At 69.1% G+C, this 14550-nt stretch carries 12 protein-coding genes; 5 read left to right on the plus strand and 7 right to left on the minus strand.

Annotation, left to right across the window (positions count from 1 at the left end; translation table 11 throughout):
- Positions 1-14 precede the first annotated feature (14 nt).
- The 3 genes from HHL15_RS14510 to HHL15_RS14520 all read left to right on the plus strand — a co-directional run bounded on the left by HHL15_RS14510 (position 15) and on the right by HHL15_RS14520 (position 3352).
- Entirely contained in the window at positions 15-2219 is a 2205-nt protein-coding gene (locus tag HHL15_RS14510) for a response regulator (protein WP_169146499.1), read from the plus strand.
- 75 nt (positions 2220-2294) lie between these two features.
- The gene (locus tag HHL15_RS14515) at positions 2295-3032 is read left to right on the plus strand and encodes an SDR family oxidoreductase (RefSeq protein WP_328825042.1); all 738 of its coding nucleotides are present in this window, start codon (positions 2295-2297) and stop codon (positions 3030-3032) included.
- A gap of 62 nt (positions 3033-3094) precedes the next feature.
- Positions 3095-3352 carry a hypothetical protein gene (locus tag HHL15_RS14520; RefSeq protein WP_169146501.1) on the plus strand — a complete coding sequence of 86 codons (258 nt, stop codon included), beginning with the start codon at positions 3095-3097 and terminating at the stop codon, positions 3350-3352.
- Between the two features lie 365 nt (positions 3353-3717).
- Here HHL15_RS14520 and HHL15_RS14525 read toward each other — a convergent pair whose 3' ends face one another.
- The 7 genes from HHL15_RS14525 to HHL15_RS14555 form a co-directional block, all read right to left on the minus strand.
- A complete protein-coding gene (locus HHL15_RS14525) occupies positions 3718-5145 on the minus strand; it encodes an esterase-like activity of phytase family protein (RefSeq protein ID WP_169146502.1) in 1428 nt (475 codons plus the stop codon).
- Between the two features lie 98 nt (positions 5146-5243).
- A complete protein-coding gene (locus HHL15_RS14530; protein WP_169146503.1) occupies positions 5244-5501 on the minus strand; it encodes a ubiquitin family protein in 258 nt (85 codons plus the stop codon).
- Positions 5498-6634, minus strand: coding sequence for a WD40/YVTN/BNR-like repeat-containing protein (locus HHL15_RS14535; RefSeq protein WP_169146504.1), 1137 nt, complete (start codon positions 6632-6634; stop codon positions 5498-5500). Before HHL15_RS14535 ends, HHL15_RS14530 begins: the two co-directional genes overlap by 4 nt.
- Positions 6635-6718: 84 nt before the next feature.
- Positions 6719-7834 carry an acyltransferase family protein gene (locus tag HHL15_RS14540; protein ID WP_169146505.1) on the minus strand — a complete coding sequence of 372 codons (1116 nt, stop codon included), beginning with the start codon at positions 7832-7834 and terminating at the stop codon, positions 6719-6721.
- A 163-nt stretch (positions 7835-7997) separates the two neighbouring features.
- Positions 7998-9818 (minus strand): ABCB family ABC transporter ATP-binding protein/permease, encoded by a 1821-nt coding sequence (locus tag HHL15_RS14545; protein WP_169146506.1) that lies wholly within the window; start codon positions 9816-9818, stop codon positions 7998-8000.
- Between the two features lie 21 nt (positions 9819-9839).
- Positions 9840-10475 carry a LysE family translocator gene (locus HHL15_RS14550; protein ID WP_169146507.1) on the minus strand — a complete coding sequence of 212 codons (636 nt, stop codon included), beginning with the start codon at positions 10473-10475 and terminating at the stop codon, positions 9840-9842.
- 91 nt (positions 10476-10566) lie between these two features.
- The gene (locus HHL15_RS14555; protein ID WP_169146508.1) at positions 10567-11700 is read right to left on the minus strand and encodes a methyl-accepting chemotaxis protein; all 1134 of its coding nucleotides are present in this window, start codon (positions 11698-11700) and stop codon (positions 10567-10569) included.
- Positions 11701-12090: 390 nt separating this feature from the next.
- Here HHL15_RS14555 and HHL15_RS14560 point away from each other — a divergent pair, with 390 nt between their 5' ends.
- Positions 12091-13662, plus strand: coding sequence for a SagB family peptide dehydrogenase (locus tag HHL15_RS14560; RefSeq protein WP_235943404.1), 1572 nt, complete (start codon positions 12091-12093; stop codon positions 13660-13662).
- Positions 13659-14492, plus strand: coding sequence for an ankyrin repeat domain-containing protein (locus HHL15_RS14565; protein WP_169146510.1), 834 nt, complete (start codon positions 13659-13661; stop codon positions 14490-14492). Before HHL15_RS14560 ends, HHL15_RS14565 begins: the two co-directional genes overlap by 4 nt.
- Positions 14493-14550: the final 58 nt, after the last annotated feature.

Below are 14550 nucleotides of genomic sequence, written 5' to 3' on the forward strand. Positions count from 1 at the left end.
AGAAGGGGACAGGGATGCGATCACGCATGCCGCAGATCACGCCGTTTGGATTTGCGTTGGCGGTTGCTGCGGCAGCGTTGATGGTGGTGGCGATTGCCGCCGGCATCTTGCTGGACAAGGAGCGGGTTCTCAAGGAGGAGTGGCAGAGCAACCGCCTGTATGCCCTCGGCCTGGCCGAACATGTGGCGCGCTCCATCGACAGCGTCGAACTGCTGCTCGAGAACGTCCAGGAAGACCTCACCGCCAAGGCCTGGTGGGACTGGCCGGATTCCCGGCAGGGCTACCAGTACCTGCAGACCCGCCTGACGGTGCATCTGCCCCAGCTGCGCCACCTCCTCATCTTCGACGCCGACGGCAAGCAGCGCCACGTCAGCTTCGCAGCCGAGTTCAAGCCCATCCGGGTCGTCGACAGGCCCTACTGGAGCCAGTTTCCGGCAGGTGCCCGGAAGGCCAGCTTCGGCCCCTACGTGGGGCGCAACACCGGCCGCCTCACCTATGCCCAGATCCGGCGCCTGGAATATCCGGACGGGCGCTTCGCGGGCATCCTGATGGGGGCCATGGAGCATGGCTATTTCGAGGCCTACTGCCAGTCTCTCCTCAACTACCGCAGCCTGATCGGCGCCCTGGTGAACCGCAGCGGCGAGATCATCGCCCATTGCCGCACGCTGGCCGATGGGCCGGCCGGCGTGCAGAAGATCCAGTCCCTGATCCCGGAGCCGGCCATCACCCTGGCCGCCGAGATCCGGCCGGAGATGCCGCTCGAGGGCAACGACTACCTGCTGGCCGTGGTGCCGGTGGCAGGCTACGACGACCTGCGGGTGGTGACCGCGGTGCGCAAGGACGACGCCCTGGCGGGCTGGCGTGAACGGGTCGAGCAGTTCCTGCTGCTGGCCGTCCTCGGTGGCGGGCTGCTGGCCTGCGCGGGCGTCCTGATCCGGCGCCAGTTCACCAGCCTCACTGCGATGACCCGGGCGCTGGAGTCGCACGGCCGCGGGCTTGAGGCACAGATCCGCGAACGCACCCGCGAGCTCAGCGTCGCCAAGGAAAAGGCAGATGCCTCCAATGTGGCCAAGAGCGCCTTCCTGGCCAACATGAGTCACGAAATCCGCACGCCGCTGCACGGCATCATCGGCATGGCCCAACTGATCCGCCGCAGTGGCCTGTCGCCAGAGCAGGAGGCGCGCCTCGGTACCCTGGAAACCTCCGCCGACCACCTGCTGAAGGTTATCGACGCCATCCTCGACCTGTCCAAGATCGAAGCCGGCAAGCTCGATCTCGAAGCCCGGCCGGTGAGCCCCCGGGCGGTGCTCGAGGAGACCGTGGCCATGCTCGGCGAGACCGCCCGCGGTAAGCGGGTGAGCCTCGAATGGCGCGCCGGGCCGCTGCCGGAGCCCCTGCTGGGCGACGCCGGCCGACTGCGCCAGGCCCTCATCAACTACGCCAACAACGCCATCAAGTTCACCCCCCCCTCCGGGCACATCGTGCTGGCCGTGCACCTCATCGAGGAGAGCGTCGTCGACGCGCTGCTGTGCTTCGAGGTGAGCGACACCGGCATCGGCATCGAGGCCGAGGTGCTGCCGCGCCTGTTCACCAGTTTCGAGCAGGCAGACACCTCCACCACCCGCAAGTACGGCGGCTCCGGCCTGGGGCTGGCGATCACCCGCCGGCTGGCCGAGCTGATGGGAGGGAGAGCGGGGGGCCGCAGTACGCCGGGGCAGGGCAGCACCTTCTGGTTCTCGGCCCGCCTGGCCAAGCCGGCGCAAGGCATGCCGGAGGGGCAGGAGGCGCCGTCCCGGGCCGGGGAGCCGGCCGCCAGCCCTGTAGACTGCCTGCGCAGCCGGCATGCCGGCACCCCGGTGCTGGTTGCCGAGGACAACCTGGTCAATCGCGAAGTGGCACGGGCCCTGCTGGAGGACGTGGGCTTCCAGGTCGACTTCGCCGAGGACGGCGTACAGGCCCTGGCCATGGTGATGGGCGGGCGCTACGCCCTGGTGCTGATGGACATGCAGATGCCCAACATGGACGGCCTCGAAGCCACCCGGCGCATCCGCCAGACCCACCCCGCCGCCAGCCTGCCCATCATCGCCATGACCGCCAACGCCTTCGGCGAAGACCGCGCCCAGTGCCTGGCGGCCGGCATGGACGACTTCATCACCAAGCCGGTGGATACACAGGCCCTCTACGCCACCCTGCTCCGGTGGCTGGAGCGGGGCGGCTGAAGAGGCTCTGCGGGGTCGATCATGTGGCGGTGGCCCGGGCAGGGGCCGTGGCCGGGAGGAGGGAGCTTGAGCAAAGTGCTGTTGGTGACCGGCGGGTCACGGGGGATCGGCGCGGCGGTGGCGCGACTGGGGGCTGCACGGGGCTATGCGGTGGCCATCAGCTACCTGCGCAACCGGGCTGCCGCCGAGGACGTGGTGGCGGAGATTGTCGAAGGTGGCGGCCAGGCCCTGGCGGTACAGGCCGACGTGGCGCAGGAGGGGGACGTGCAGCGCCTGTTCCGCGAGGTGGATGCCACCTGTGGGCCGCTGTCGGCGCTGGTGAACAACGCGGGGGTGCTGGAGACCCAGATGCGGGTCGACGAGATGGATGCGGCGCGCCTCCAGCGGGTCTTTGCCACCAACGTGACCGGCAGCTTCCTGTGCGCGCGGGAGGCCGTGCGTCGCATGTCCACCCGCCATGGCGGCCGGGGCGGGGCCATCGTCAACGTGTCGTCGCGGGCGGCCCGGCTGGGTTCGCCGGGCGAGTACGTGGATTACGCGGCGTCCAAGGCGGCGCTCGAGACGCTGACCCTGGGGCTGGCCCGCGAGGTGGCGGCCGAGGGCATCCGCGTCAATGCGGTGGCGCCGGGCATCATCGACACGGAGATCCATGCCAGCGGCGGCGACCCCGGCCGGGTTGAGCGGGTGAAGGAGGCGATCCCCATGAAGCGCGGTGGTCAGGCGGAGGAGGTGGCCAGGGCGATCCTCTGGTTGCTGTCCGACGAAGCCTCCTACTCCACCGGGGCGATCCTCGACGTCGCGGGCGGGCGCTGAAGTCTGCCGGAGGCTATAACGACAGGGTGGGGGCGTTGCCCTCGATGGAGAGGAGGCCTGCCATGAAGCTGGATGATGTGCGCGGAGGCCTGCTGCGTTACCTGGGGCTGCTGGCGGTGCCGGGCATTCCCTGCTTCTGCTGGTATGCCTTGGGCGGCGCCGGTGATGCCGGCAGCGGCTTCCGTGCCCTGGCGCTGATCGCCTATTCCCTGGCCCTGCTCGGCGTGGGGGGCATTGCCATGGCACTCCTGGCCCGCCGCAATAACGGCGCTGTCAGAGTGCGTGAGGTGCGTGAGGCGCGCAGATCCGATCCCGGGTGATCCCAGGGGACGGGGAGGCCACGGGGGCGACATCCGTTGCCCGCTCCGCTCCGCGCCCGGCGAGTTGGGTTCAGCGCCCGGCGAGTTTCCCTCCGCCTTGAACCTGTTGCCCTGCGGGGCCAGCCAGGCTCCGGGGCCAGTGAGTTTCCATCGGAGCCCAGCTCACCGGGCTCCGAACCCGGCCATCCGGTTTTCGTGGCTGACTCACTGGCTTCGCAGGGAAGCCAGTCAGGCCCGGAGCCCAACTTGTTCTCCTCCGGGCCCAACTTGTCCGGTTCCCCTCGGGGGGGAACTAGTTCCCCCCCGAGGGGAACCGGCCTCCCCGGAGGCTAACTCACTCTCCCGGCTCCGGAGCCGGGAGAGGCTCAGCGGCGGCGCAGCATGAAGCCGGTGAGGCCCAGCAGGGCAAGGGCCAGGCTGGCGGGTTCGGGGATCTGCTGGGCGGCGAAGCCGGGGAGGACGTCGCCGGTGACGCCGAGCACGAAGAACTGGTTGGGGTTGGCGGTGTCGATGCCCTGCACCGTGGCCATGTCGAGGAAGTCGTTGTCGTTGGTGACGATCAGGGTGTGCTGCCACACGCCGTCCACCAGCACGTCGGGGCCGAAGGCCAGGCCCTCGATCTTGGCGGGGATGGTCCGGTCGGTGTAGCCGTTGGCCTTGAGCAGGGCCACCAGGTCCACGAACAGGGTCTTGCCCACGGCCTTGGCGGCCAGGGCCGTCTCGCCGGTGAGGGCGCTCACGTCCTGCGCGCCGCTCAGGTCCACCCGGTAGAGCTTCTTCTGCACGGCCTTGGAGTCGTCGCCGAGGCCCTTGCCGTCCCGTTCGTCGATGATGAATTCATGGTCGTTGATGGCCACGATCTCGCTGATGCTGCCGTACTTGGGCTTGGCGACGGTGCCGATGTTGTCGAGCTGGTAGGCGTATTCGTGGGTGACCTTGCCGGTGGCGAGGTCCACGGTGACGATGCGCACCGTGCTGGCTGCGGTGCCGCCGTCCTGGGCCAGGGGGCTCTGCATGACGCCGACCAGGGTCTTGCCGTCGGGGGTGATGGCGAGGCCTTCCATGCCCTTGTTGGTGACGCGGCCGCTGCTGTTGGCGGCGATCTCGGCGCTCTCGGTGGCGGCCGGGGTGACGGCGGCAAACTTCTCCGGCAGGGTGATCACGCCGGTGCGCTCGCCGGTGCTGCGGTCGAAGCGGTAGATGTAGGGGCCGTACTCGTCGGAGATGTACACGCTCTTGCCGTCGGCGGCGACGCGGATGCCCTCCAGGTCGAGGCGGGCGTTGTCCGGGTTGGTGGACAGGCCGGTGGCGAAGGCGTCGGAGCGGCCGGTGAAGTAATTGACGCCGCTGCCGGTGAGGGCCGGGGCACTGCCGTAGTTCAGCGCAGTGGTGCTGGAGAGCAGGGTGGTGGCGTTGAGCACCGGGCTCAGGCTGGCCACGCTGCCGGCGCTGAAGGTGGTGCTGCTGAGGCCCAGGTCCATGGTCTGGAAGCGCGGGATCCAGCTGGTGGTGTTGTCCACCGCGCTGTTCCAGGCGCTGGCGTTGGGGCCGCGGTCGGGGGTCAGCAGGAAGGTGTTGCCGCCGGCCCAGGCAATGCCCGAACCCAGGCCGCCGAGGGTGTTGGCGGCGGCGCCGTTCTCGAGCGTGCCGGTGAGGCCGGACAGGTCGCTGCCGGTGATCTGGCCGATGCCGATGAGGGAGACGCCGGCGTGGGCGGCCGGGGCAGACAGGGCGAGGGCCGCGGGCACGAGGGCGGCGAGGAGGCGCAGGGTGGAGCGGTGTTGGGCGGACATGGGTGGGTTCCGGATTCGGTTTGACTAAACCCGGAACGCTACCCAGTGCGTGTTACATGCCGGTGAAGGGGCTCGGCGAAAGGGCTCGGCGAAAGGGCTCAGCCGCCGCTCAGCGCCTGGACGATGATCAGCTCGCCGGCCGGGTCGAGGGCCTGCCCCAGGTCGAAGACCTGGGTGCCGTCGGCAAAGAAGCGGATGTGCCGGCGGATGCGGTTCTGCTCGTCGATCATGCGGAAGCGGATGCCCGGATAGCGCCGCTCGAGGTCGGCCAGGGCTTCGGCCAGGGTGGCGCCGTCGGCCTCGGCCCGGGCGCCGCCGGTGTAGCTGTGCAGGGCGCTGGGGATCAGGACTTTCATGCTGCCGGCAGCCGGGCGGTTTCGAGGGCGTAGATCTCGGGCAGGTGGCGGGCCAGGCATTCCCACTGCCGGCCCTCGTCGCGGCTTATCCACAGCTCGCCGCTGCTGGTGCCGAAGTACAGGCCCAGCGGGTCGTGGCTGTCGGCGGTCATGGCCTGGCGCTTGACGGTCCACCAGGCCTGTTCGGCGGGCAGGCCCTGGTTCAGCCGCTGCCAGCTGGCGCCGGCATCCCGCGTCCCATAGACCGCCGGCTTGCCGCCCGGGCTGGTGCGCGGCCAGACATCGGTGCCGTCCATCGGAAAGACCCAGGCGCAGTCGGCGTCGTGCGGATGCACCACCATCGGAAAGCCGATGTCACCCACCTCGGCCGGCATGGCGCGACCGATGCGCTGCCAGGTGTCGGAGGGGCGGTCGATGCGGTAGATGCCGCAGTGGTTCTGCTGGTAGAGGCGGTCCGGATTGCTTGGGCACAGGCGCAGGCAGTGGGGGTCGTGGAAGGTGATGTCGGTGGGGTCGAAGCCGTCCACCACCTGCATGCCGCCGACCAGGGGCCGGAAGCTGTGACCGCGGTCGGTGGATTCGTGGACGCCGCCGCCGGACATGGCGATGTAGAGGTGGGCCGGGTCCCGCGGGTCGACGATGATGGAGTGCAGCTTGGGGCCGTCGGGGGTGCCGTCCTGCGCGCTGCCCATCCAGGCGCGATACTGCGGGTCGTCGTTGATGGTCGAGGCCGGGGCCCAGGTGTCGCCGCCGTCTTCGGAGCGGAACAGGCCCTGGGGCGAGGTGCCGGCGTACCACACGCCGGGTTCGCTGGCGTGCCCCGGAGTCAGCCAGAAGGTGTGATCCACCGCGCGCCCCTGCTGGCCGGCGGGGGCAGGCGCGAAGGCCGGCGGCCGGGCCGCTTCCTGCCAGCTGTGGCCGAGGTCGGTGGAGCGGAACAGGGTAGGGCCGAGGTGGCCGGTCCTGGCGGCGGCGAGCAGGGTGCGCCCGTCGCGGGGGTCGAGCACCAGGTGGTGGACGCTGTGGCCCAGGAAGTGGGGGCCGTCCACCCGCCAGTGGCGGCGCTCGGGATCTGCGTGAAACAGCCAGGCGCCCTTGCGGGTGGCGACCAGCAGAACGGTGTGCTCAGCCATGGGATTCTCCTTCGGGACGGCGATGCCTGATCGAGTTGCCGATGATGCACGCTTTCGGCGTGGGTGGGGAATGCGCCCCGGGCGTCAGCCGGAAGGGGCCGCCGGGGCTGCCTTGTGCGAGGCGCCGAGCAGGCGCCGGAAGACTTGCCGGTATTGGCCCACCCGGCGTTCACCGGCATGGGAGAGGGCCAGGCAGCAGGCAAACACCAGCGCCGCCACCAGGCCGGTTTGCAGCGCGGAGCCGGGCTCTGGAGCCAGGATGGCCGTGAAGAAATAGAGCAGGGGCACATGGAACAGGTAGAGCGTGAAGGTGGAGCCGGCCAGGTAGCGGATCGCCGCGACGCTCCGGGGCCAGCGCCTCAGCGCGCCGGCCGCTGCGCGGACCGAGGCGATCAGCAGGCCCATCAGCGCCCCGACAAGCAGGTCTTCCGGGAGTTTGGGGATGTCGCCGAGGAAGATGGGCAGGCCGGCCAGGTTTATCCGGTTGTCCGGGTAGGCGGCAGCGAGGCTGTGGCGCAGCGGGGCAAGGGGGTTGCCGAAGGTCAGGATCGCCAGCAGGGCTGCGCCGCAGCCGACCAGCAGAAGCAGGCGCCAGCGTGCCGCGGGTTGCCAGTTGCGATCGAGGCGGTAGGCCAGCACGCCGAGCAGCCAGAGCGGGAAATGAGCCACGATGCGGGGGCCGGCGCATAGGCACAGCAGCACGGGCAGGACGTGCCGGGCCCGGCCGCGGGCGAACATGGCTGTGCCGAAGATCAGGTAGTACCAGAACTCGTAGCCCAGCGACCAGAAGGGGCCATTGGAGAGCGGCATCACGGTGAGGTTCCAGTTCTGCTGCAGGAACAGGCCGTTGATCAGCAGGCGCAGCGCCGGGTGATCGGCGGGGACGTCAGCGTAGAGGGCGGGAGCGGCCTGGCGACCGAAGGGGTCGAGCAAGGCGGTGAGGAGCAGGGCGGGCAGGACCACGGAATACAGTCGCCCCAGGCGGGCAGCGGCGAACTCCCGGGCATCTCCCTCCCGGCCCTGGATCACGTGGGCGATGACGAAGCCCGACATGACGAAGAAGACGACGACAGCCTCATGCCCCCAGCGCACCCAGGGCCACACGGTGTTGAACTCGCGCGCCGTGACGTGGCTGAAAAAGACCACGCAGGCTGCCGAGAAACGCAGCAGATCGAGGAAGACCGAAGTGGATGGGTGCATGGTCGCCGGACGCGGGCGGGGCCGTCAGGAGGCATTTTTTGTTATTCACTTTGTAAAAATAGGTTGCGTGAAGACAAAGTCCAGGACGTCGCGACAGGGCGTGAAAAACGACACCGGCCGCTGTCGCGGCCGGCCTTGTTGCTGCTGTGTGCCTGGAGTGGGCTCAGGCGGCGGTCTGTTCCTCTTCGGCGGCTCTTTCCTCGAGCTGCAGGGCCCACATCTGGGCATAGGCTCCGCCACGGGCGAGCAGTTCGGCGTGGCTGCCGCGTTCGAGGATGTGGCCCTGGTCCAGCACGATGATCTCGTCGGCGTTCATCACGGTGGACAGGCGGTGAGCGATGATCAGGGTGGTGCGGCCGCGGGCGGCGGCGTCGAGCTGGGCCTGGATGGCCTTCTCGGTCTTCGAGTCGAGGGCCGAGGTGGCTTCGTCGAAGATCAGGATGTCGGGGTTCTTGAGCAGTGTGCGGGCGATTGCCACGCGCTGCTTCTCGCCGCCCGAGAGCTTGAGGCCACGCTCGCCGACGCGGGTCTGCCAGCCGTCGGGCAGGCGGGCGATGAAGTCCTGCAGCTGGGCGGCGCGGGCGGCGGCCTCGACCTCCTCGCGGCTGGCCTCGGGGCGGCCGTACTGGATGTTGTAGAACAGGGTGTCGTTGAACAGCACGGTGTCCTGAGGAACGATGCCGATGGCGGCGCGCAGGCTGTCCTGGGTGAGCTGGCGGATGTCCTGCCCGTTGATGCGCACGGCGCCCTGCTGCACGTCGTAGAAGCGGAACAGCAGTCGCGCCAGGGTGGACTTGCCGGAGCCGGAGTGGCCGACCACTGCCACGGTGGCGCCGGCCGGGATGCAGAAATCCACCGCGTGCAGGATCGGGCGGCTCGGGTCGTAGGCAAAGCCGACCTGCTCGAAGCGCACCTCGGCCGGTCCGCGAGCCAGGGCTCCGGCGGTGGGGGCGTCGGCGACCTCCCGGTGGGTGCCCATCAGGCCGAACATGCGCTCGATGTCGGTGAGCGCCTGGCGGATCTCGCGGTACAGCACGCCGAGGAAGTTGAGGGGGATGTAGAGCTGGATCAGGAAGGCATTGACCAGCACCAGGTCACCGAGGGTCATGCTGCCGTTGGACACCCCCAGGGCGGCCCGCCACATCATGGCGGTGACGCCCACCGCGATGATCGCCGCCTGCCCCATGTTGAGGAGGGACAGGGACTTCTGGTTGGTGATCTGGGCGGCGGTCCACTTCTTCAGCTCGGTGTCGTAGCGGCGGGTCTCGAAGGCTTCGTTGTTGAAGTACTTCACCGTCTCATAGTTGATCAGGCTGTCGATGGCCCGCGCGTTGGCGGCGGAGTCCAGCTCGTTGGCCTGGCGGCGCAGGGCGGTGCGCCAGTTGGTGACCTTGAAGGTGAAGGTGACGTAGAGCACCAGGGTGACCAGGGTGATGATGGCAAAGCTGGGTTCGTACTTCACCAGCAGGATGCCGATGACCAGGCTGATCTCCACGAAGGTGGGCAGGATGGAGTACAGCGTGTAGCTGATCAGCGAGCCGATCGAGCGGGTGCCGCGCTCGATGTCACGGGTCAGCCCGCCGGTCTGGCGCTCGAGGTGGAAGCGCAGCGACAGGGCATGCAGGTGGCCGAAGACCTGCAGCGAGATCTCGCGCACCGATTCCTGGGTGACCCGGGCGAACACGATCTCCCGCAACTCGGTGAACAGCGAGGTGGAGAAGCGCAGCGCGCCGTAGGCCACCAGCAGGGCCGCGGGCACCACGATGATGGCCTGCTCGCGGGTGATGTCGAGCCCGTCCACCAGCTGCTTGAAGATCAGCGGCACGGTGACGTTGGCGAACTTGGCCGAGATCAGGCAGCCGAGGGCAAACAGCACCCGCCACTTGTAGGCCCACAGGTAGGGCACCAGCTTCTTGATGGTCTGCCAGTCGTGGCGGTCGCCGCTGGCGGGCAGGGCCTGGGGGCCGGAGGGGGCACGTCGCAAGGTGATGTCCTTGAAAGAGGGTCAGTCCGGACGAAGTCCGTCCGTGGCCAGGCGCAGGGCCAAGCCGATGAAGAGGATGCCGCACAGGCGGTCGAGCCAGGGGCCGAGCCGCGGACGACGGGCCAGGAGGGCGCCGATGCGCCCGGCGGCCAGGGCCAGGCCGCCGAAGATGAGGACGGTCTGGGCCGCGAAGAGCAGGCCGAGCACGCCCATCTGCAGGCTCACGCTGCCGTGGGCCGGGTCGGTGAACTGGGGCAGGAAGGCCAGGAAGAACAGGCCGACCTTGGGGTTGAGGGCATTCGCCAGGAAGCCCCGGCGCAGGTCACGTTGCCAGGCCTGGGGCTGCCCGGCGCTGGCCGGGGCGATGCTGCCGCCGCTGCGCAGGGCCTGGATGCCGAGCCACAGCAGGTAGGCCGCGCCGGCCAGCTTCACGGCCAGCAGCAGCCCGGCGGAGCTGCGGATCAGTGCGGCGATGCCGAGGGTGGCCCAGGCGATGTGGGTGAGGCAGCCGGCCGCGCAGCCCATGCCGAAGGCAAAGGCGGCGCGGCGTCCGCGGGCCAGGCCCAGGCCGATCACCATCAGGTTGTCGGGACCGGGGGCCAGGGTGATCAGGATGGACAGGCCGAGAAAGGCTAAGAGGGTGTCGAGGCTGGGCATGGCGCTCGATTCTCGGCGGGTGGGGCGGGGGAGTCAATGACGTCGCCCGGCCCGGGGGGTACTCAATGCGCGTGCCCGGCCTCCGCGCGGCTTAGTGAGTGTGCCCGCCGTCTGCGTGGCACAGGGCGGAAGGATCGTCCATGGCCGCCGTACCCATCTGCTGCAGGTTGTCGAGCACCCGCATGGAGGCCCGTTCCATGATGTCCAGCTGGTTCAGTACCGCGGCCATGTCGGACGATGCATGGGCTTCCAGGGCGGCCACGCCGGCGCGGTGCACCTCGATGTGGGGGGGTTCGATCTCGCGGTAGCCGCTCAGTTTGCTGAAGCAGGCGCGGCCTTCACCTTCGTAATACCACTTGCCGAGGCGGCAGCCGGTGTGGGTGGCCACCTCGCCGGCGCGCAGGTCGAGCAGGCCGAAGATGGCCAGGTAGATGCGGAACTTGAAGACGATGTGGTCGATCTTGGCCACCTCGACGAAGCTCTTCATGGCGCTGCCCGCGATCACGCCTTCCATGTTGCCCGACAGGCTCATCAGCAGCTTCATGTCCTCGGTGGCCTTCTGGCCCCGCTCGCTGAAGCGGCCGGCGGCCTGGGACAGGCTTTCCATGCTGTTGCGGGCGCGGGTGGAGTCCTCGCGGATACGGGTGACGAGGGTAGAGATCTCGGCGGTGGCGGTGGAGGTGCGCTCGGCCAGCTTGCGGACCTCGTCGGCCACCACGGCGAAGCCGCGGCCGGCCTCGCCGGCGCGGGCGGCCTCGATCGCGGCATTGAGGGCCAGCAGGTTGGTCTGGTCGGCCACTCCGTGGATCAGCTTGACGATGGCGCTGATCTCGTCGGCGCGCTGGGCCAGGGCGTCCACTTCCCGGGCCGAGTTCTCGGATTCGGCGGCCAGGCGTTGCAGGTTCTCGGCGATCTCGGTGGTGGCCTGGCCGCTGGTCTGGGAAACATGGGATGCCTCTACGGCCTTCACCTTCTCGTCCCGCAGCAGGCCGGCCATTTCGGCCAGGCTGCCCTGGGCGCCAGACAGGGAGTTGCCGAACTCGGCCATGCGCTGCACCACCGACAGCAGATCGTCGCAGCGGCGTTCCTTGTCGGAGTAGGTACGGCGGAGCGCATCGACTTCGCCGCGCAGGGTATTGATTTCGCCTTGCAGTGCCTGTTCCTGGTTGCGGCTGGCCTGGAGGTCGTTCTGAAGTTGCTCGTATTGCTTCCGGTTGATCCACATAGGGCGTGCTCTACTCTTTTCTTATTGATTGAATTCCGGTGGGCTCTGTATGGGCGTCGGGGGCTGCTGCAGGTCATTACGGCAGCGCCAAGGGTTTCTTGGGAATAGTTCACAATTCTTTTATGAAAATTTGACATAGGTCAGAAGGAGGTCTCTTCTGGCGCAGGGGGCGTCATGTCCTGTGGGAAAGCCGACAAATGCTGACGCCAGCGCGGCTGCCTGAGCTGTCCAGGCTTGCCCGGCGATGTGCTGCAAGTCTTTGCAGGCCCGCAGCTGCGCGGGTTTGCGGATGCAGCGCCGGCGAGTGGCAAGCCCCGGCACTGATCTTGCTGAGTGGGCGGGGAGACCTCTTTTTGTCAGCCCATGCCGACTTCTGCCCCAACGATATCCATGCCAGCCGTAAGCCTTTCGGCCGGTGAGGTGGTCGGCGTCTATCAGCGTCGTACCAAGCACCACTTCGCCGCCTTTGCGTCGGGGCCGACCACGCTGGACTGGGATGCCCGGCCCGAGCCCTTCCGCCACTACGAGGGGGCCGCCGTCCTTCCCCTGCCGCTGGCCAGGGCTGCCGAGCTGACGTCACCGCCAAGCAGGCCCGCCGTCGCCGACCTGGCCGCCCTGGGAGCCCTGCTTCATCTCTCCTTCGGCCTGACCGCGTGGAAATCCCTGGGCCCCGATCGCTGGGCGCTGCGGGCCAATCCGTCCAGCGGAAATCTGCATCCAGTTGAGGTCTATGTGCTGGCGGCCGGCCTCCCGGAAATGGCCGACGGGCTGTATCACTACCTCCCCGATCGCCACGCCCTCGAGCTGCGGGCACGCCATCCGCAGCCCTTTGCGGCGGGACGGGCGCTGGCCATCGGTTTGAGCACTGTCATGTGGCGCGAGGCCTGGAAGTACGGCGAGCGGGCTTTCCGCTACTGCCAGCTGGATACCGGCCATGCCATCGGTGCGCTGCAGTACGCCGCCGCCCTGCTGGGCTGGCGCCCGGTGGAGCAGGGGCGGGTCGGAACGGACACGCTGGCAGCCCTGCTGGGGGTGGACCGGGCCGCGGAATTCCCCGGCCGGCGCGCCGACGTGAGCCATGAGGAGGCGGAGGTGTTGCTGGCCCTCGACCTGGGCGACGGGGCGGCGGAGGTGGCCCCCGAGCTGAGCCCTGAAGCGCTGCGGGCGGTGAGTGGCGCGGCTGACTGGCAGGGAGTGGCCAGCGAGGTCGACCGTTTTCCGATGTTCCGCTGGCCACTCATCGACGAAGTGGCGCTGGCCACCCGGCGCCCCGACGATTGCGGCCTGGCCCCGGTGGTCCGGGCCTTGCCTCCGCTCCAGCCAGCCGCCCTGATCCTCGGCCGGCGCAGCGCCCAGCGCTTCGACCCCACGCACGTGATGAGCGCCACGGGCTTCGCCCGCCTGCTCGATGTCCTGCGGGCGGATGTCGAGGCACGGGTGTCGTTGCTGCTCTTCGTGCATCGGGTGGAGGGCCTGGCACCGGGGCTTTACCTGCTGCCGCGGGGCCCGTGGAGCGGGGCGCTGACCGGAGGGCTGGCACTGGCCGGCGAGCCGGTGCTGGCGCCGTCCGGCCTGCTCCGCTTGCAGGCCATGGAGCCGGTGGCCCTGCGCCGCTTTGTCCGCAGCCTGCATTGCCACCAGGACATCGCCGCCAATGCCTGCCTGGCCTTCGGCATGCTCGCGCCCCTTGAGCCCCTGGTGGAGGCCGTACCCGCCGTCTACCGGGACCTGCTGCGCGAGGCGGGGCTGCTGGGGCAGACGCTCTATCTCGAAGCCGAGGCGATGGGCCTGCGCGGCACCGGCATCGGCTGCTTCTTTGACGACCCGGTGCACGAGGCGGCCGGCATCGACGTGGCCTGCTTCCAGGCCCTGTACCACTTCACCATCGGCCTGTCGGTGGACGACACCCGTATCGAGACAACGCCGGCCTATCCATTCCTGGCCGAGGAGCCCGCAGCATGAGCCAGACCGAAACACCTGCCCGCGCTCGCCGCGGCTTTCTCCGTATTGACGCGACCCGGGCTGCCGACCTGATCCGGCGCGGGCGCAATGGCCAGTTACCCGGGCCCGCCGTGTTCGACGTGCGTGACCGGGCCAGCTTCGAGCACCGTCACGTGGAGGGTGCCGAACACCTCACCGAGGCCGGCATTGGCGAGGTGTTCGGCCGCCTGCCGCGGGCCATGCCGGTCCTGGTCTACTGCTATCACGGCAATGCCAGCCAGGTTTTCGCGGAGATGTTTGCCGACTTCCGCTACGCGGAGGTGTATAGCGTGGATGGTGGCTTCGAGCCGCTGGTGGCGGCTCTGGCGGCCAGTGAGGCGGGGCGCCGCTCGCCCGCCCTGCCCGCCGGGGCGAGCGCCGGGTTGCGTGCCTTCCTGGCCGAGTTCGGTTTCGACCCGGGCAACCTGGATGCGACCCGCGAGCATGGCCTGACGCCGCTGATGCGGGCTGCGCTGCTTGGCCGCTGCGAGCTGCTGCAGGAGCTGCTGGCCGCCGGGGCGGACATCAAGCTGCGCAATGGCGATGGCAACAATGCGCTGTGGCTGGCCTGCGTGTCGCGGGAACCGGCCGCCATCCAGATCCTGGTGGCCGCGGGCATCGACCTGGACAACCGCAATGACGTGGGAGCGACCTGCCTGATGTATGCGGCTTCCAGTGGCCGGGATGAGATCGTCGCAGCCCTGCTGGCGGCTGGGGCCGATGCCTACGTGCGCAACGACGACGACGTCCTGGCGGTGGATCTGGCATCCACGCTGGAGTGCCTCCGTTTATTGAGGCATTCGGCGCGCTGAAGGCCCGACGAGGGCCGATCGAGTTCTGGCCCGGGGAGAGGCGTGGGCGGGCAGCAGG

It is taken from the genome of Zoogloea dura (genome assembly GCF_012927165.1).
Classification (GTDB): Bacteria; Pseudomonadota; Gammaproteobacteria; order Burkholderiales; family Rhodocyclaceae; genus Zoogloea; species Zoogloea dura.